Below are 18,791 nucleotides of genomic sequence, written 5' to 3'. Positions count from 1 at the left end.
TATTTGGTCAGCGCCAACGTTCCATGCAACATAGCATATTTTTCACACCAGCTTTACATCTTAAGATTACCCCAAACTGACACAACGCTCGGTAACGCTATTTCATTTGAGCACCGTGCTAGGGGCTGTCACAAGACAGACACTAAACTGTCATATAGTCTCAATTTGTCATATCAGCTTCACAATCTCTTGCTACTTTGCTCGCCACCATAAATGCGGAATTTTTGCCGACTCCTGGGCGTTCTCCAGCCTTGTGTATTGCTTTTTTAGCGGCCGAGTGCTTTGCTAATTAGCGATACACATTAAAGAGTTACCGCACCTCGTATACTCAGTGTCAAGGAATAAACCTGTGTCTCCATCGTCTGAAAAGTTTTCCATCGATAAAGAACTGTCGTGGTTATCATTTAATGAGCGAGTATTGCAAGAAGCGGCCGATAGTTCAGTGCCATTAGTCGAGCGAGTGCGTTTTTTGGGGATTTACTCCAGTAATATGGATGAGTTTTTCCGTGTTAGGGTCGCCGCCGTGCGGCGTTCCATGCTGTTATCGAGCCTGCAAGAAGGCCGCAACATCAGTAAGCACTTGATGGCAAAAATCCAAACCAAGGTGGTGTTATTACAGGAACGTTTCGACGCCATCTACAGCGAACTGATGCGAGAACTGGCACGGCGCAATATTTACTTGATCAACGAACAGCAGCTCAGTGATTTCCATAGTCAATGGCTACGCGCTTACTTTCGTGATCATCTCAAACGGCATATCGCCCCGCTGATTATCCATAACAATACCGATCTGATTAAGCACATTAATGACAACTCCACCTATCTGGTGGTTTGCTTATTTACCCCAGAGAAAAAACAGTATGCACTGGTGGAAGTTCCCACCAAAAATGTTGAACGTTTTGTGCAGTTGCCAGCTGAAAAATCCAAGCTCAAGAAACACTTAATCTTGTTGGATAACATTATTCGACACTGCGTAGATGAGTTGTTTGCGCCGTTCTTTGAGTATGACCACATCGAAGCTTATTCGATGAAATTTACTCGTGATGCTGAATTTAATCTCACCGATGAATTGGAACAAAGCCAGCTGGAAAAATTGACCATCGGCTTAAAACAACGACTCACCGCCGAGCCGGTGCGATTAGCCTATGACCGAGAAATGCCAGAGCATATGCTGGCAATGCTGACCACCCATCTCAAAATCTCCAATACCGAATGTATTATTCCCGGTGGTCGCTATCACAGTTTTAAAGATTTTATTGGCTTTCCTAACCCTGGCCGTAAACATTTAGTGAACAAGAAAATTGATGCGTTGGATTGCGCTATTTTTAAGCACTTCCCCAATAAATTTGATGCCATTCAACATCGCGATATCTTGGTGCACTACCCGTATCACAAGTTCTCCCATTTTACCGAGCTGGTGCGTCAAGCGGCCTACGACCCGAAAGTGCGCTTTATTAAGCTCAATATTTATCGCGTGGCGAAGAAGTCGCGCATCATTCAGTCACTGATCGATGCGGTGAAAAACGGCAAACAAGTCACCGCCATTATTGAATTGCGCGCCCGTTTTGATGAGATGAATAACATCGAATGGAGCCGTGAACTGGCTGAGGCGGGAGTGACCGTGCATCACGGCATCCCTAGCTTAAAAGTACACAGTAAGCTGTGTTTGATTGGCCGCGAAGAGCAAAACGGTTTGCAACTGTACGGTCATGTTGGTTCCGGCAATTTCAACGAAAGCACCGCCAAGATTTATACCGATGTGTCGCTGTTTACCGCTAACCAAGAGATTTGCAGTGAGATTGACCAAGTATTTGAGTTTATTCAACATCCCTATAAACGTTTTGATTTTAAACATTTAATTGTTTCCCCAGTCAATGTGCGGCCTGAACTGGAGCGATTGATTGATGCCGAAATTGCGCAAGCCAATATCGGCAAGAAAGCGGCAATCACACTCAAACTCAATAATTTGGTCGATGAAGTGTTGATCCAGAAACTCTATCAAGCATCAGCCGCTGGCGTGAAAATTAAGCTGCTGATCCGCGGCATGTGTTGTTTGTTATCAGAAATTCCCGGCATCAGTGACAACATTTCGGTCTATAGCATCGTGGATCGATTTTTAGAGCACTCGCGCATTATGTTGTTTTATGCGGGCGGTGAAAATAAGCTGTTTTTATGTTCCGCCGATTGGATGAGCCGTAACATAGACAATCGCGTGGAAGTGAGCGCGCCCGTGTACGATCCGGCGTTAAAAGCGGTACTGATGGATATTTTGGCGTTGCAGTTTGCGGACAATACCAAGGCGCGTATCATCAACAAGGAACAAAGTAACGTTTATAAACCCCGCGGCAACAAACGCAAAGTACAGTCGCAAATGGCGGTTTATCAATATCTCATCACTGCGGAAAAGAAATTTCAACAACAGCTAATTAGCGCCACCTCAACGGAAAACGGGGTCATAGGAGTGCCATCTTGAGCGATTCGTCAAAACACTTTGTTGCGGTAGATATGGGGTCAAACAGCTTTCACTTAGTGATTGCCCGCGAGCAGGATGGCAGCATTCAGCTACTGCATAAAGAGAAACAGTTAGTGCAATTGGCGGATGGTTTGAATGACGACAACCTATTAAGTGAAGAGGCAATGACACGCGGCCTTGCGTGTTTACAAGACTTCAAACAACGTTTTTCGGCAGTGCCGGGGCCAAGAGTGCGCTTGGTCGCCACCCATACCTTGCGGGTTGCCAGAAACCGCGAGCAGTTTATTCGCGCCGCCTACGATATTTTGCCTTATCCGATTGAAGTGGTGTCAGGTCACGAAGAAGCCCGCCTCATCTATAACGGCATCGTGCATAGCCAAGTGTTGGCCGCCAAAAACATTGTCATTGATATCGGTGGCGGTTCCACCGAAGTCGTATTGGGTAACCGCACCAGCGCCACCCGCCTCTCAAGCCTTCGCTGTGGTTGTGTCAGCTACAATCAAAAATTTTTTAGTGGTGGCAAACTCACCGCTGAAGCATTTAAACAAGCCATGACAGCCGCAGATAAACAGTTCGCCTCACTGTCTAAAGAGTATTTCACTGGCGATTGGGAACTGATATTAGGCAGTTCTGGCAGCGTTAAAGCGATCTGCGAGGCCATGCTGCAGTTTCATGGTGATGAACTCATCACCCTGCCCCGCTTAAAACAGCTGCGGCAACAGTTGATCAATTGGGGCCATGTCGACAATATCGTGCTCGACAATATCGAGAAAAAACGCACGCATTTACTCGCCGCCGGTCTTGCCATTCTCACCAGTTTTTTTCGCCGTTTACCGATTCTCTCGCTGACATTTGCCAACGGCGCATTGCGTGAGGGAGTCTTATATGAAATGGCGGGAATTGAAACCAACAGTGACATTCGCCAGCGCACCGTCGACAGCTTAGCGCAGCTGTATCATGTGGATCTGCCGCATGCAGAAAAAGTCCGTATGACGATGCTTAACCTATTTAATGCAGTCGCCGACGAATGGCAGCTACAACACTGGCAACGTACGCTGACCTACAGCGCAATTTTGCATGAGATAGGCATTCATATTAACTCGCGCGCCCACCATAAACATGGCGCTTATATTATCGCCAACAGCGATCTGCCAGGTTTTGGTGAGGCCCAACAACATATGTTGGCGTTATTAATTGGCAACCAACGTAAAAAACTCGACCTTGAACGCATTGAAACCATGGAGCCGGAGCAGAAGCTAACTACGGAACGATTGATCTGCTTAATTCGTTTAGCGGTATTACTGAATTTAGGACGAGTATCTGGTCGGTTATCCATTGCCAAAATAGCCGCATCAGCTAACAGCATTTCATTAACCTTCGCCGAGCCTCGGCATCGTTTTAGCCTGTTTGTCAAAGATCTGCAACGCGAACAAAAACAACTAAAAAGTTTAAATATTGACCTCAACTTTAGTTTTATTTAGCAAAATTTGAAAATATAAATATTCATTGGTGGTTAATTATGAAACGGTAATACGCTCACTAATTAACCATACTGTGACCGATATTTTTATTCGTCACCTACCAATCCGTTATGAATTGTGATTTCCATCAATAATTGCAAAAATCCCCACCGATATTTTCTTTATGAAATTTCTTCAACATTGCATTTGTTAATTTCATAACCAATATCAAAGCTCAGATAGTAAAACCACACAAATCTCATTAAAAACAACAATATAGATTAAATACCCATGAAATACGCGCTAAAAAACCTTGCTAGACAAATGAACAACTCAACAGATTCATCTAAGAAAAATCTCATCTTCAAAGAGAACAAATAAAACCATAAACCAACAACATTTAAACACTTATAAACAAAAAATAAATCAACAACAAACCACAAATCTCATCTTGTAAGTCACAACTAAAACTATTGTTAAAAAATATACACAAAAAGCAACAAGTAATTCAAAAAGCACCACAAATGGAAACGATGAAAATTTTAAAACCTCAAAAAATGGCTATTACAACCGTTTGCTATCGCGAATTCAAAAATGAAAAACAGCCCTCTTTGACACCATTGTTTTTTTAATATCGAGTGCTATATTCCCAAGCTTATTTTATTTATCCATGCGACTTTTGGATATTTTCAAATCAGATCAACTGATACCAATAATAATCATGAGGGAGAATATGCCGAGTAAATCTCGTCTAGCAGAAGTTATTGCGCTGTCTTTATTAGGCTCCGCAGTACTGTCCACATCTGCTGTCGCAGCCGAAGATGCCGCTGCAAATAATGATAAACAGACCTATGAACGCATTGAAGTCACAGGTTCTCGTATTGCCCGCGAAAACGCCTATGCGCCTACACCAGTAACCATGGTCACCGGTGAAGAACTGTTAGGTAGCGGTGTAACCAACATCGGTGAAGCACTGAACCAACTGCCAGCGTTAGGCAGCACTATGTCGCTGGCTAGTTCAGGTGGTAGCTCCATCGGTACTGCGGGATTGAACCTGCTAGATCTGCGGAACTTGGGGACATCTCGTACCTTGGTATTGGTGAATGGCAAACGTCACGTATCCAGCCAAAAAGGCACTTCAGCGGTTGACGTTAACACTATTCCTAGTGCGTGGATCGAACGCGTTGAAATCATCACTGGTGGCGCATCGGCTATTTATGGTGCAGATGCAGTTACTGGTGTGGTTAACTTCATCCTGAAGAAAAATATCACGGGTCTTGATATCAATGCTTCCATCGGTACCGCCGATGACAGCGATTTCCGTAAAAAACGTTTCTCAATCTCTTACGGTCAAGATATCGATGGTGGCCGCGGCAATGTGGCATTTGCCGCAGAATACTCTGGTCAAAATGCTCTGGGAGCGATGGATCGCGACGCAACCAAAACCTCATATGCGAACATGGCAAACAATGCCGAAGGCCGCGTCGACGACAACGACCCAAGTAACCCAGATATGATCCGCACACCGAATTCTGGTTACTACACCATGGGAAATGATGGCCGTTTCCAATTAAGTGATTCAGATTATTGGAAACGTTTTAACCGTGATGGTTCATTCTCGCGCGTTGATTTAGGCTCGAACCAGTACAGCAATTTCTGTACAGATTGTGACTCAATCAATATAAAACAATTCAATGAGTTGCAACCTAAGTTTGACCGCTACAACCTGAACTTTAAAACTAACTACGACATCACCACCGAAGATAGTGTCTACTTCGAAGCGAAATACTCTCGCACTGAAGCTTCCAATAGTGGTCAACCAGCATACTTTTTTGGCAACCCCAAAAATACCGTATCGATCGATAACGCGTTTGTTACTCCCGAACTGCGTGATTTGATGCAATCACAAAACGTCGACTCTTTTGTTGTTAACCGCTTCATGACTGACGCCGGAGTGCGTATTGAAGATGATACGCGTGAAACTCAACGTTATGTTTTAGGTGTCAAAGGCCTAATTGGCGAAGATTGGGATTACGATATCTATGCAGTGTATGGTCAAACTGACCTTGAACGTACCAACAAAAATAACCTGATCTATCAAAACTACCAATATGCATTGGACTCAGTACGCGATGCTGATGGCAATGCGGTATGCCGCAGTGCAACAGCCCGCGCCGAGGGTTGTACCCCGATCAATATCTTTGGTTTTGGTGCACCTAGCCGAGCCGCGATTGATTACATCAACGTCGATTTAACCGGCACCTCAACCATCAAACAGACAGTATTGAGTGGCAGTGTTGCCAATTCATCCCTGTTTGAATTGCCTGCTGGCTTCGTTGGCTTCTCAGCCGGTGTTGAATACCGCAAAGAACAAAGCGAAACCAAAGAGCCAGATTACGATAAAAAAACCTTCTTTAATGCGTTGGGCAATGATGTAGGCTCATTTAACGTCAAAGAAGTGTTTGCTGAACTGTCAGTGCCATTGCTGTCAGATTTGCCGCTGATCCGCCAACTGGATCTGGACTTAGCCGGTCGTTACGCCGATTACAGCACTATCGGCGACGCCACTACGTGGAAAGCGGGTTTGAGTTGGGAAATTAACGACGAACTGCGTATGCGTAGTACCTATGCCCGCGCGATTCGTGCACCAAACATCAGTGAACTTTATGGCGCAGCCAGCCAAGATTTCTTCCAAGTGAAAGATTCTTGCCGGTTAGATCGGTTAAATGAGCTAGATAACTCCAGCACTCGCGCCGCCAACTGTGCCGCTTTAGGTGTGCCAGCTGATTTCAACTCCGCCTATGACAGTAGCACCCTCGAAGGAGTAAGCAGCGGTAACCGCGATCTTAATCCTGAGAAATCTAAAAGTTTCACCTTGGGTCTGGTATATCAACCTAGCTTTATTGATAACTTAGCTCTGACAGTAGACTACTGGGATATCACCATTGATGACGCCATCAGCAGCATCGATGCGCAGGATATTCTCGATAAGTGCTTGGATTCAGAAACTGGTATCAACAACCAATACTGTGCCTTGATCTCACGCAACCCAGATAACCATCAAATTAACAATATCGTCGTTCAATCAATGAACTTGGCGAAGTTGGAAGCCAGCGGTGTAGATTTCGACGTACGCTATAGTTTTGATCTATTGGGCGGTGAATTGACCTCTGGCTTGATCGCCACAAAACTTATTCGCAATCGCCAATACAGTTTCCAAAATGACCCAAGCAGCTACGAAGACTTTGCAGGCACAGCAGGTCTGCCAGATTGGCAAAGTAATTTAAGCCTGAAGTATGACCGTGATAACTGGGAAGCCACTTGGCGTACCCGCTACATGCAGAAAGTGGACTTATACTCTGCTCAATCGCTGGCGCGCAACGCTAACCCAAGCAACGTGATGGACTACGGCACTTACGTTATCAGTGAAATGGCCATCGGCTATAAATTTGATAATGGCTTAGGGCTGAAATTCGGCGTGGATAACGTATTCGACAAGTCACTGCCTTTCGGTACTATCGGCACAAGTGCCTCTTCGGCCATGTACGACAACGTTGGCCGCTACTTCTACACCTCTGCCAGCTTTAGCTTCTAAGCTTTAGTTGCCAGCCCCAACATCAGCCATAACTCACTTTATGGCTGATGTTTCTCCGCGTTAAGACGCCCTTAGCACAAAAAGCACACCTTATGGTTAAATCGTATAAATTATATGCAAACGTTTGAGCAATATCACATCTGTTGTTTACATCTTTTTAGCATTAGGGTTATTTTGAGTTATATCAAATAATTAAGTACCAGAGTACCTACAATAACTTTCGCAGTTGTACACTCTGACTTAATTGAATCATGGATGGCATTATGTTTGATATTGGGCTGTTGGTAGGTGTTATCACCTTGATGATTTTACATCTGGCATTTGCTTGGAAAGCATTAAACTCAACATCGGTGATCGACCCCAAAAGGCGTACAAGTTGGACACTGCTCAGCTTCATCTTAGGCCCGGCAGGATACTACTTTTACTTGGGCACTATCCCATGTGAGTTGATCGACGGTGAATGATACTTATCGTTCCGAAGGCTGCAAACGCGTGCCAATTGTGCGTCTTATCACGACAAAACATCCGCTGACGTGAAATTCAGCTTTGTTGAATATATACCGCAGATTCCTCGGTATATGCAGGCAACATATGAATGATTTTTGTCCAACTTGTTACAGCACTATTCTCCTAAGGTATAAACGTTGAAAACTGGCAGGCCTTAACGTACAAGGCTAGTTTTATAGTGTTTCATTGCCCAACCCAACAAGGAATGTTGATTATGGAGACGACTAAAGCCTGCAGTGCCCTAGCTACCATCCAAGTCGGTGTCGCACGTTCAGATGGTAGACTCACCATTAACGGTAAACAGTTGACCTTTGAACCGCTGAATAAACAAGTCGGCTTTGGTCCCTACTTTCTCGACCGCGACGACATCCGCAGCGTCCGGCGCAATATCTTTCGTGAACATACCATTACCAGTCGATTACAGAGCGCCTTAGAGATCGAGCTGAACAGTGGTGAAACCTACCAGTTCATTATTGCCGACACCGACAAGTGGCTTAGTCTGTTACAACACGGTGATTAAACCTCCTCCCACCCCGCCCGACCGCATAGATGCCATGACGTGACGCCAGATCCGTGTCAACATAGACGCCCTACACCATGTTGTTGCATTCTTAGGGACAAGCATATGAAAACCATCGGTTTACTCGGAGGAATGAGCTGGGAAAGTACCCAACATTACTACCAACAGATTAATGAGGGAATAAAACAACAACTTGGCGGCTTACATTCTGCCAAAGTCGCAATGGTCAGTGTCGATTTCGCGCCCATTGCCGAACTGCAACACCAAGGTGATTGGCGGCAACTCAGCCAACTATTGATAAATGCCGCCCTACAAGTTCAAGCGGCGGGAGCCGATGCACTCGTCATTTGTAGCAACACCATACACAAAGTCGCCGACGAGATTGAAGCCAGCTTAACGATTCCACTGCTGCACATTGCCGATGCCACAGGCGCGGAGATCCAGCGCCGACAATTGAAAAAAGTGGCACTGCTCGGTACCAACTTCACCATGGAACAACCTTTTTATAAACAGCGCTTACAAGACAAGTTTGCTATTGAGGTTATAATCCCCGCCGCCGAACAACGTGCCTTGATCCATCAAGTGATTTATCAAGAGCTGTGCCTCGGTAAGATCAATGCCGCCTCCAAACAGCAATTTCTCGACATTATCGATCAGTTAGTGGCAAATGGTGCTGAAGCGGTTATTCTCGGTTGTACCGAAATTGGCATGTTATTACAGCAATGCGATCATGCGATTCCACTGCTGGACACCACGGCGATTCATGCAACCTGCGCGGTAAACTTTGCCTTGAGCAAATCATCTTAATCACTCAATTAAGGACGATGTGATGTTTGGTATTCATGATCTGGCGTTATTCATTTTGTCGGGTTTTCTGCTCAATCTCGCCCCGGGGCCAGATTCATTACTGATCATGGCAAAAACGGGCGCCCGCGGCTGGCGGGCAGGTAGCGTCACCACATTGGGCATTTGCAGCGGTATGTTTGTGCATATTGTCGCAGCGGCACTGGGGTTATCGGCGTTGCTAGCCAGCTCAGCGTTAGCGTTTACCGTGATCAAAATCGCTGGTGGAGCTTACCTTATCTACATGGGCGTAAAAGCCTTGCTTAGCAAAGCGAGCAGCGATACTGGCACTAGCGCCCCCACGGTTAACGCCAGCCAAAGCTATCGGCAAATGTATCTACAAGGGTTTATGACCAACGCACTCAACCCCAAAGTGGCGCTGTTCTTCTTGGCCTTTGTACCACAATTTATTGCGCATGACGCCAGCCACAAAGCGCTCGCCTTTGTCATCCTTGGGCTGATTTTTTGTATCAATAGCCTGATTTATTGCCATATTTTGGTAGGACTGACAGCAATTGCTCGCCAAAAAATCAAAAGTAATGGCAAAATTACCGCGATACTCAACAAAGTGCTGGGCACGCTGTTTATCTCTCTCGGCGTTAAGTTGGCCTTAGCCAGCCGCAGTTAATTGCGGCACTGATTTAACTCAAGCAGCAATTCTTCGCGCATCTGCCTTTGCTGTTCACCCACAAACAGACTCATCAAGAGGCGTTTATGAAACTTTTACATGGGGTTATTGCCCTTTGTGCATTATTTTTTCAACTGTCAGCCACCGCACAAAATGGCCCAATTGTACAAACCCAAGCGGGTCGTATTCAGGGTTTTACCGAGCAAAATGTCGATACCTTTCTTGGTATTCCCTACGCTAAACCGCCAGTAGGCGAGTTGCGCTGGCAACGTCCATTGTCGGCAACACCTTGGCGTGGCATTAAGCAAACCACCGAGTTTGGCCCGTCATGTATGCAAACACCGACAAAGGGCTTTATTCGTGAATTTAGCGAAGACTGCCTCACCATGAATATTTGGCGACCAAACAACGCCAAAGGGCCACTGCCGGTAATGGTATGGATCCACGGTGGTGGTTTTGTGATGGACAGTGCAGCCACCGATGTATACCACGGCCAAGAGTTTGCCAAAGCCGGTGTGATTTTAGTCAGTTTTGACTACCGCATGGGACGCTTAGGCTTCTTCGCCCACTCTTCGCTGGAAGGCAATCTGTTTAAAGGCAACTACGGTCTGATGGACCAGATTAAGGCGCTGCGCTGGGTGCAAGACAACATCATTCAATTTGGTGGCGACCCGCGTAACGTTACCGTGTTTGGCGAATCTGCTGGCGGTATGTCAGTCAATATTCTGCTCACCAGCCGCTTTGGTCGCGATTTGTTTAACCGCGCGATTATCCAATCAGGTGGCGGTCGCGATGTGATGCTGGGGCTAGAAAGCTGGCAACAAGCCAAGCAACAGGGCGAGACCTTTGCTAAATCTGTCGGCATTGAAGGTACTGACGCCGCTGCGCTGGCAAAATTACGCGCGCTACCCGTGGATAAACTCGTCGGCAACTTAGGGCTGTTCAACCTGCCAGAAAATGCCGCAACGTACAGTGGCCCGATGATTGATGGTCAAGTGATTGAGCAACCGCTGACAACCGCGTTCAGCAAAGGCGCTTTTGCCCGCATGCCATTGATGGTGGGTGCAACGGATGCCGATATCGGTTTTGTTAACCGCAAAGTAGCAACGCGTGCGGATGCTTTGTCAGTGTTTGGGGATAAAGCCGCGGCCGCAGATAAAGCCTACCCTGCCGACTTGCCACCTATGGCCGTGGCGGGTCAAATCGCTACTCAACAAGCGATGATTGAGCCAGCGCGTTATGTTGCACGCACGTTTGCCGCCAACGATTTACCCGTATGGCAGTTCCGTTTCGGCTATGTGGCCAGCGCCAATCAAGGCAAATGGCCGGGTGCATTGCACGCCAGCGACATTCCCTTTGTGTTTAATACCATTGCTGCCGCCTACGGCGATAAAGTGACCCCAGCAGATCAGCAAGTGGCCGATACCCTACTGCACTATTGGGTTAACTTTGCCAAAACTGGCAATCCCAATGGCGACCAGCTACCACAATGGCAGCAGCATGATGCCAAAGCTGACCAAATTTTATGGATTGCGCCAGAAGGTGCCGCACAGATTAAAAGCATCACCGATCCGCAACAAGCACAGTTGGATTTGATCAGTGAGTTAGCGGAACAATAACCTCGCGCTAGGAGAAACAGCAGCTCTTCAGCTGCTGTTTTTTTATGGTCTCTCAATATACGGATTATTTACTCGGCTGAACGGGTAGTTGCTGCCATGCTTTAGTGCCCCATAACGGCACGGTGGACAACGAATGTTTATGGCTGCCATTGGTCTCTTTGGTGGAGTACGACAGATAGATCAAGGTTTGATGCTCAGCATCGTAGATGCGGCGAACTTTCAGGCTTTTAAATAAAATACTGAGCGATTCTTTAAACACCACCTCGCCCGATTTACTCTTATCAATGCTGGCGATATCCGCCACGGTGATCTCACCAGTTTGCCGACAAGCAATGCTCATATCCGATGGATCAGCCAAGTCGAGATTGGCTTCAACACGACTAATATGGCAAGTCACCCCAGCAATTTTTGGATCGGTCACCGCATCCACCACCACATCTTTGGTGGTAAACCAGCCTAAACTCACTTTACCGACATCATCGCCACAACCCGCTAGCGTCAATATCAGTAACGGCACGCTCCAAAGTTTGTTGTTCATAAATATCCTTGTTAACTCGCTGTCTGCTTGTACGGCAGCGCAGCTACTAATTGCAGCATATAGGTTTGATTCTGCTTAATCTCAGCTTGGCAAAACTCACTGATCGCCTGCTCAAAAGCGGGCTCGGCAATCAAGTGCCACGAGTAAGTTATCACCGGTTCAAAACCACGCAGCACTTTATGTTCCCCCTGCGCGCCCGCATTAAAACACGCCAATTGGTGCGTAATGCAGTAATCAATACCGCGGTAATAACAGGTTTCAAAGTGTAAACCATCATACTCTTCAAGGCAGCCCCAGTAGCGGCCGTACAAGGTGTCACTGTCAGGGGCATGAAAATACAACGCACAGGCGACCGCTTGTGCATCTTCATCGCCATGGGCACATACCAGTAGCAGCTTGACGCTATCAGCCATGAATTCAGACAACGATTGAAAAAATGCTTGATTCAGGTAGCCGCCATGGCCGGAACGTTTGAGATAAGTCATGCGATAACACAGAAAAAACCGTTGCCACACGGCGGCGCTAATCTCCGAGCCACTGCGCCAACGATAATCCCACTCGGCCACTTGGCGCCGCTCTTTGCGGATATTTTTGCGCTTTGAGGAGGTTAATTGCTCGAGAAAATCGTCAAACGACTGATACTGCCGATTATGCCAGTGATATTGGCAGCCTTGGCGCGGCAATAGTCGGGCTTGCTGCGTTGGCGCATCAGTTGACGCGCGCATGGTTGCGGGCTGCAGGCTTGCCTGTTGCCATTCAAGCGATTCGGCCTCGGTCATAAATAACCCATGCCAGCTGGAGTGCTCCACCAACTCGCTTTGCAACACTTGGATGATTAAGCTAAATACGGTCTGCCGATCCACACCTTGTTTAATACCCAAACGCACGCCGGTGGCAGGCGTAAATGGCATCGCGGTGACAAGCTTAGGATAATAGGCCAACTGATAACGCTCATAGGCATCAGCCCATGCCCAATCAAACACGTATTCACCGTACGAATGCAGTTTGCGATACAGCGGCAGCACAGCCACCAACTCATCCTGTTGATACAGCACCAAATGCATTGGCAGCCAACCACTATCGGCGCTGGCGCAACCGCTCTGCTCTAGTGCGCACAAAAAGCTATGGCAATTAAACGGCGTGTCGGGCTGCATCACATCATCCCAAGTTGCTGCATCAATCTGGCGGATATCGTCCACCAGCTGCCATTTCCAAACACTGTCACGCACGGCTAAATTACCTTCTACTACTGTCGCGGTATTTTTAAAGCTACTCGTTTCACTAACTAGAGTCCAGCAGGCGCGTTAGCTAAGCGATGTGGATGACAGGCGTAGGTATCGCAGTAATATGGCAGTTAGTTGGCAATTCGCCGCCAAACCGTCCTGCAAATATTACCGTAACGGCGCTAAACACAGATAACCGCTTTAATTGGCACAAAAATCGCGCATTATAGTTCGACTATGCTTAAACAGTGTTATTGCATATTGGCAGCGGCGGCCGCACTGGTTACTATGCCCGCAATTAGCCACACCACTTACCATTCACCTTGTTTTTCATGGGGTTATTTTGACAACAAGTACACCGGGAAACCGCATTTCCCCCGCTTTGCCACTGTATCTGCTACTGCCGATGTTATCGGCAATTATGGCAATTACACCGCTGACGATTGATATGTATCTGCCCGCGATGTCAGTCATCGCCGACAGCTTTCACACTAATGTGACTCAGGTGCAGCAATCTCTGAGCGTATATCTAGCGGGTTATTCCGTTGGCATGCTTACCTTTGGGCCACTGGCTGACCGTATTGGCCGCCGTCCGCTGGTACTGTTGGGCTTGGCAGGTTTTGCCATCACTACTCTGGGATTAGCGCTGTCCACCAGCTTAACCACCTTTATGGTGTTGCGTTTTGTGCAAGCCTTTTTAGGTTCTGCCGCCACCGTGGTCGTGCCCGGCTACGTCAAAGAGATTTATGGTGAGAACACCGCCAAAGGCATGTCTTATGTCAGTTTGATTATGATGATTGCACCGCTGGCCGCACCGACCATTGGCAGCATTATTTTAGGCTTAGGCTATTGGCAATTGATTTTCTATCTGTTGTGCAGCTACGCCGCGCTATTACTGCTGTTAGTGGTGTTTAAATTACGCATGCCGTCAGATCATGACACCACTGAGCGCAGTAAAAAGTCCTTCTTGAAAAACTATGGTGTGGTGTTTTCGACCGCGGGCGTTAAACCCTATTTAGGCAGTGGCCTGCTATGTGCGTTCGCCTTTTTTAGCTACCTCACCGCCTCGCCATTTGTGTATATGGAAGTGTTTCAGTTAAGCCAACACACCTTTGCGCTGCTGTTTGGTTTGAATGTTGGTGCGCTTGCCATGGCGAACCTACTCAACTCGCGCATTGTGGTAAAACATGGCTCGCGCAAAATGCTGGCGTTAGCCACCGTCAGCGCCACCCTATTCAGCGCTGCGTTGCTGCTAGTGAATCTGTTGGCGTTGGATTACCACTTCACCATCGTCTTGTTAGTACCGCTGATGGCGTCACTCGGCATTATGTCGGTCAACTGTGATGCAATTGTATTGATGAAATTCAAACAGGAAACTGGCACCGCCACGGCGGTGATTGGCACGCTGCGTTTTGGTATTGGTGCACTGGCCGGTCCGATACTGGCGTTTTTCTATACTGGTACTGCTATGCCTTTCTGTTTATTGATGTTTTTAGCCGTAACAGGCGTAGGTATCTGTCAAATATTTGCCTTTCCCGGCACTTGGCGTCCCGCAGCTCGCTAGTCAACACCACAGCCACCGCCTAGCGGTGGCTGTTTGTTTTAGCGCACTTTTTAAGCAGTTAATTTGTTATTAATCGGTTAACTGCTTGCATCTCGAACAAATTTTCATAATATGGTTGCCTGTCTTGGAGACAGATAGGAACTCACAACCTTACAGGGTTGCGCTCATAGCACTGAGTTCAGGGTGGTGAAGAGTACCCTCTTCACTCTATTTATTAGCGATTACCGTCGCTGTAAAAGTTACTGTTTACCGTAACGGTATCTTATTGAGGAATGACAAATGGAGATGCTTTCTGGCGCCAGCATGATCGTCCGCTCGTTGATCGACGAAGGCGTTAAACACATTTTCGGCTACCCCGGTGGCTCTGTTCTAGATATCTACGACGCTCTGCACGAAAAAAAACAAATCGAACATATTTTGGTACGCCACGAACAAGCGGCAGTGCACATGGCCGACGGCTATGCGCGTGCGACCGGTAATGTTGGCGTGGTGCTGGTGACTTCTGGCCCCGGCGCAACCAATGCCATTACCGGTATTGCTACCGCGTATATGGACTCAATTCCAATGGTGGTGTTATCAGGCCAAGTGCCCAGCAACTTGATTGGTAACGATGCCTTTCAAGAATGCGACATGATCGGTATCTCACGCCCTGTGGTAAAACACAGCTTCTTAGTGACCGACCCACGCGACATTCCTAACACCATCAAGAAAGCATTTTATATCGCGTCCACTGGTCGCCCCGGTCCAGTCGTGGTCGATCTGCCAAAAGATTGCTTAAACCCAGCGTTACAGTACGAATACGAATATCCAAAAACGATAAAAATGCGGTCGTACAACCCAACGGTTTCTGGACATAAAGGCCAAATCCGCCGTGGCTTACAAGCGCTGTTACAGGCCAAAAAACCGGTGTTGTATGTCGGCGGTGGCGCGGTGATGTCAGAAGCCAGCGAGCGTTTGACGAAATTAGCTGAGCGACTGAACCTGCCAGTGGTAAACACCTTGATGGGCTTGGGCGCCTTCCCGGGCACTCACAAGAACAATTTAGGCATGTTGGGCATGCACGGTTTGTATGAGGCCAACATGGCAATGCACAACTGTGACCTGATTTTTGGTATCGGCGTGCGTTTTGACGACCGTACCACCAACAATGTCGCCAAATATTGCCCGAATGCCACTGTGGTGCATATCGACATCGACCCTGCATCGATCTCTAAAACCGTACATGCCGATATTCCGATTGTGGGTTCCGCTGAAAACGTGCTGGGCGATATGCTGGAATTATTGGACGATGGCGCCGAAGACGAGCAAGACAGCAACGCCATCGAGCAATGGTGGCAGCAGATCAGCCAATGGCGTGAACGCCAATGCTTGAGCTATGAGAAATCGGCCGAGCGCATCAAACCACAGCAAGTGATTGAAACACTGTACAAGCTGACCAAAGGTGATGCCTATGTCGCGTCCGACGTTGGTCAACATCAGATGTTTGCTGCGCTGTATTATCCGTTTGATAAACCACGCCGTTGGATCAACTCCGGCGGTCTAGGCACCATGGGCTTTGGTTTACCAGCCGCCATGGGCGTGAAAATGGCGCTGCCAGATGAAACCGTGGTTTGTGTCACTGGCGACGGCTCGATTCAGATGAATATTCAAGAGCTGTCAACCGCGCTGCAATATGGCGTACCAGTAAAAATCATCAACTTGAACAACCGCTTCCTTGGCATGGTGAAGCAGTGGCAGGACATCATCTATGCTGGCCGTCACTCCCAGTCCTACATGGACTCAGTACCCAACTTTGCCAAAATTGCCGAAGCCTACGGCCACGTGGGGATCGCCATCAAGCACCCTGACGAACTGGAAAGCAAATTGGCAGAAGCCTTGGCAATGGAAGACCGTCTGGTATTTGTTGATATCAGCGTGGATGAAACTGAGCACGTCTATCCGATGCAAATCCGTGGCGGCTCAATGAGCGATATGTGGTTGAGCAAGAAGGAGAAATGCTGATGAAACGCCGAATTATTTCTGTGCTGATGGAAAACCAACCCGGCGCTTTATCACGTGTGATTGGCTTGTTCTCTCAACGCGGCTACAACATTGATACCCTCAACGTTGCGCCAACGGACGATGCCACCCTGTCACGCTTGACCGTGACCGTGTTCGCCGATGAATCGATTCTGGAGCAGATTGAGAAGCAACTGCACAAATTGATCGACGTGCTTAAAGTGTCCAACATCACTGAGTCTGCTTATATTGAGCGTGAGTTAGCGATGATCAAAGTACGCGCCGTGGGCGATATGCGTGAAGAGGTCAAACGTATGGCCGATATCTTCCGTGGTCAGATTGTCGATGTGACCTCTAGCTTATATACCATTCAACTGGCGGGCACCTCAGAAAAGCTCGACTCCTTCATTGCCGCCATGGCCGAAGTGACCAAAGTAATCGAGGTTTCTCGCTCTGGTGTAGTCGGTTTAGCCCGTGGTGATAAGGCGATGAAAGCCTAATTACCGCTGCAAATAGCCGGATTTCTCCGCTATTTGTGACTGTCACAAACATGTCATATTAATAAGGCGCCCCGCGGCGCCTTATTTCATTTCCATTAACTAACAATCAGTTAGCTAAATTTTACTGCAAACTCTCGCGTCCAATTCCCGCTAAAAACGGCAAATTATTTCGTTATCACGCCGCACTGTCACATAGCTGTCATTTAACGGTGACAAACTGCTTCGCGTCAACTTACCAACGACAAGAATGTCAAATTTTAGGATTGATATATGAATAACTTGCTTAAGGGTGCGCTGTTTGGATGTGCCATCGTTTGTTCAACTTCAGCATTCGCTGACACAGTAATCAACGGTGCTGGTGCCACCTTCCCATACCCTGTTTATGCAAAATGGGCAGAGCAGTATAACAAAGAAACTGGCGTCAAACTGAACTATCAAGCTATCGGTTCTGGCGGCGGTATCAAGCAAATTATCGCAAAAACTGTTGATTTCGGTGCATCAGATGCGCCACTCAGCAAAGAAGAACTAGATAAACAAGGTTTAGTACAGTTCCCTGCTGTGATGGGTTCAATCGTTGCAGTAGTTAACCTGCCGGGTGTTAAAGCAGGCGAACTGAAACTGTCAGGTGAAGTACTGGCAGATATCTACTTAGGTAAAGTGAAAAGCTGGGATGACAAAGCCATTGCAGCTCTGAACGAAGGCGTGAAACTGCCTAAAACCCCAATCTACACCGTACACCGCTCAGACGGTTCAGGTACCACTTACAACTTCACTGATTATCTGGCACGCGTTAGCGGTGACTGGAAAGAACAAATCGGTGTGAACAAAGAAGTGGCTTGGCCAAAAGCGGCTAACCAATTGGGCGGTAAAGGTAACGCTGGTGTGGCTAACTTTGTAAAACGCACCAAAGGTGCTATCGGTTACGTTGAATTTGCTTACGCAAAAACTAACGACCTCGCTTACACCCAACTGAAAAACAAAGAAGGTCAATTTGTACAGCCTACTATGGCAGCGTTCCAAGCAGCAGCGGCTAACGCTGACTGGGCGAATGCTCCTGGCTTCAAACTGATTTTGAACGACCAACCTGGTGCGGATTCATGGCCAATGACTGCGGCTACCTTCATCCTGATGCACAAAGAACAAGCGAATGCGACCACAGCCAAAGACGTGCTGAAGTTCTTCGAATGGTCTTACGCTAACGGTGATGACTTAGCTGCTGAGCTGGAATACATCCCAATGCCAGACAACGTGGTAAACATGGTCGAAACCATGTGGCACAGCGATATCAAAGCAGATGGTAAAGCGGTTTACTAAGCCACTGCA

Annotated in this window: 14 protein-coding genes; 12 read left to right on the top strand and 2 right to left on the bottom strand. The window is 47.4% G+C overall.

The genetic code is table 11. The annotated features are described in order from the left end of the window. Positions 1-349 precede the first annotated feature (349 nt). From ppk1 to L9G74_RS04435, 8 genes are all read left to right on the top strand, one after another. Entirely contained in the window at positions 350-2,473 is a 2,124-nt protein-coding gene (gene ppk1 / locus L9G74_RS04470; RefSeq protein WP_238895073.1) for a polyphosphate kinase 1, read from the top strand. Positions 2,474-2,505: 32 nt separating this feature from the next. Then, on the top strand, positions 2,506-3,954 hold the full coding sequence (locus tag L9G74_RS04465; protein ID WP_238895174.1) for a Ppx/GppA phosphatase family protein: 1,449 nt from the start codon (positions 2,506-2,508) through the stop codon (positions 3,952-3,954). A 712-nt stretch (positions 3,955-4,666) separates the two neighbouring features. Further along, the gene (locus L9G74_RS04460; protein WP_238895072.1) at positions 4,667-7,528 is read left to right on the top strand and encodes a TonB-dependent receptor domain-containing protein; all 2,862 of its coding nucleotides are present in this window, start codon (positions 4,667-4,669) and stop codon (positions 7,526-7,528) included. Positions 7,529-7,791: 263 nt separating this feature from the next. After that, positions 7,792-7,992, top strand: a complete 201-nt coding sequence (locus L9G74_RS04455; protein ID WP_238895071.1) for a hypothetical protein — start codon at positions 7,792-7,794, stop codon at positions 7,990-7,992. A gap of 257 nt (positions 7,993-8,249) precedes the next feature. After that, complete coding sequence (locus L9G74_RS04450; RefSeq protein WP_238895070.1) at positions 8,250-8,555, top strand: hypothetical protein; 306 nt, start codon at positions 8,250-8,252, stop codon at positions 8,553-8,555. 105 nt (positions 8,556-8,660) lie between these two features. Beyond that, positions 8,661-9,362: an aspartate/glutamate racemase family protein gene (locus L9G74_RS04445; protein WP_238895069.1), complete on the top strand. Its 702-nt coding sequence runs from the start codon at positions 8,661-8,663 to the stop codon at positions 9,360-9,362. A 22-nt stretch (positions 9,363-9,384) separates the two neighbouring features. Further along, complete coding sequence (locus tag L9G74_RS04440) at positions 9,385-10,026, top strand: LysE family translocator (RefSeq protein ID WP_238895068.1); 642 nt, start codon at positions 9,385-9,387, stop codon at positions 10,024-10,026. A gap of 86 nt (positions 10,027-10,112) precedes the next feature. After that, positions 10,113-11,645 (top strand): carboxylesterase/lipase family protein, encoded by a 1,533-nt coding sequence (locus L9G74_RS04435; RefSeq protein ID WP_238895067.1) that lies wholly within the window; start codon positions 10,113-10,115, stop codon positions 11,643-11,645. A 64-nt stretch (positions 11,646-11,709) separates the two neighbouring features. Here the strand turns inward: L9G74_RS04435 and L9G74_RS04430 are convergent, their stop codons facing one another. Both L9G74_RS04430 and L9G74_RS04425 read right to left on the bottom strand, forming a co-directional pair. Continuing rightward, positions 11,710-12,183: a CreA family protein gene (locus L9G74_RS04430; RefSeq protein WP_238895066.1), complete on the bottom strand. Its 474-nt coding sequence runs from the start codon at positions 12,181-12,183 to the stop codon at positions 11,710-11,712. A gap of 11 nt (positions 12,184-12,194) precedes the next feature. Beyond that, positions 12,195-13,412, bottom strand: a complete 1,218-nt coding sequence (locus L9G74_RS04425; RefSeq protein WP_238895065.1) for a GNAT family N-acetyltransferase — start codon at positions 13,410-13,412, stop codon at positions 12,195-12,197. 334 nt (positions 13,413-13,746) lie between these two features. Between L9G74_RS04425 and L9G74_RS04420 the strand changes: the two genes are divergently transcribed. The 4 genes from L9G74_RS04420 (at position 13,747) to pstS (ending at position 18,782) form a co-directional block, all read left to right on the top strand. Further along, complete coding sequence (locus tag L9G74_RS04420) at positions 13,747-14,970, top strand: multidrug effflux MFS transporter (protein WP_438944548.1); 1,224 nt, start codon at positions 13,747-13,749, stop codon at positions 14,968-14,970. 279 nt (positions 14,971-15,249) lie between these two features. Then, positions 15,250-16,971 carry an acetolactate synthase 3 large subunit gene (locus L9G74_RS04415; protein ID WP_238895063.1) on the top strand — a complete coding sequence of 574 codons (1,722 nt, stop codon included), beginning with the start codon at positions 15,250-15,252 and terminating at the stop codon, positions 16,969-16,971. Then, positions 16,971-17,468, top strand: a complete 498-nt coding sequence (gene ilvN / locus L9G74_RS04410; protein WP_238895062.1) for an acetolactate synthase small subunit — start codon at positions 16,971-16,973, stop codon at positions 17,466-17,468. The genes L9G74_RS04415 and ilvN overlap by 1 nt, the downstream gene beginning before the upstream one ends. A gap of 270 nt (positions 17,469-17,738) precedes the next feature. Next, positions 17,739-18,782 carry a phosphate ABC transporter substrate-binding protein PstS gene (gene pstS / locus L9G74_RS04405; protein WP_238895061.1) on the top strand — a complete coding sequence of 348 codons (1,044 nt, stop codon included), beginning with the start codon at positions 17,739-17,741 and terminating at the stop codon, positions 18,780-18,782. Positions 18,783-18,791 lie beyond the last annotated feature (9 nt).

It is taken from the genome of Shewanella electrica, from assembly GCF_022321485.1.
In the GTDB taxonomy this organism is placed as follows: Bacteria; Pseudomonadota; Gammaproteobacteria; order Enterobacterales; family Shewanellaceae; genus Shewanella; species Shewanella electrica.
This window is presented reverse-complemented; position numbering and strand designations above follow the sequence as displayed.

What these genes read in the sequence shown, in the direction of transcription:
- L9G74_RS04465 (WP_238895174.1), top strand. Translation starts at nt 2,506, where the DNA reads ATGGGGTCAAACAGCTTTCACTTAGTGATTGCCCGCGAGCAGGATGGC.
- L9G74_RS04460 (WP_238895072.1), top strand. Translation starts at nt 4,667, where the DNA reads ATGCCGAGTAAATCTCGTCTAGCAGAAGTTATTGCGCTGTCTTTATTA.
- L9G74_RS04455 (WP_238895071.1), top strand. Translation starts at nt 7,792, where the DNA reads ATGTTTGATATTGGGCTGTTGGTAGGTGTTATCACCTTGATGATTTTA.
- L9G74_RS04450 (WP_238895070.1), top strand. Translation starts at nt 8,250, where the DNA reads ATGGAGACGACTAAAGCCTGCAGTGCCCTAGCTACCATCCAAGTCGGT.
- L9G74_RS04445 (WP_238895069.1), top strand. Translation starts at nt 8,661, where the DNA reads ATGAAAACCATCGGTTTACTCGGAGGAATGAGCTGGGAAAGTACCCAA.
- L9G74_RS04440 (WP_238895068.1), top strand. Translation starts at nt 9,385, where the DNA reads ATGTTTGGTATTCATGATCTGGCGTTATTCATTTTGTCGGGTTTTCTG.
- L9G74_RS04435 (WP_238895067.1), top strand. Translation starts at nt 10,113, where the DNA reads ATGAAACTTTTACATGGGGTTATTGCCCTTTGTGCATTATTTTTTCAA.
- L9G74_RS04430 (WP_238895066.1), bottom strand. Translation starts at nt 12,183, where the DNA reads ATGAACAACAAACTTTGGAGCGTGCCGTTACTGATATTGACGCTAGCG.
- L9G74_RS04415 (WP_238895063.1), top strand. Translation starts at nt 15,250, where the DNA reads ATGGAGATGCTTTCTGGCGCCAGCATGATCGTCCGCTCGTTGATCGAC.
- ilvN (WP_238895062.1), top strand. Translation starts at nt 16,971, where the DNA reads ATGAAACGCCGAATTATTTCTGTGCTGATGGAAAACCAACCCGGCGCT.
- pstS (WP_238895061.1), top strand. Translation starts at nt 17,739, where the DNA reads ATGAATAACTTGCTTAAGGGTGCGCTGTTTGGATGTGCCATCGTTTGT.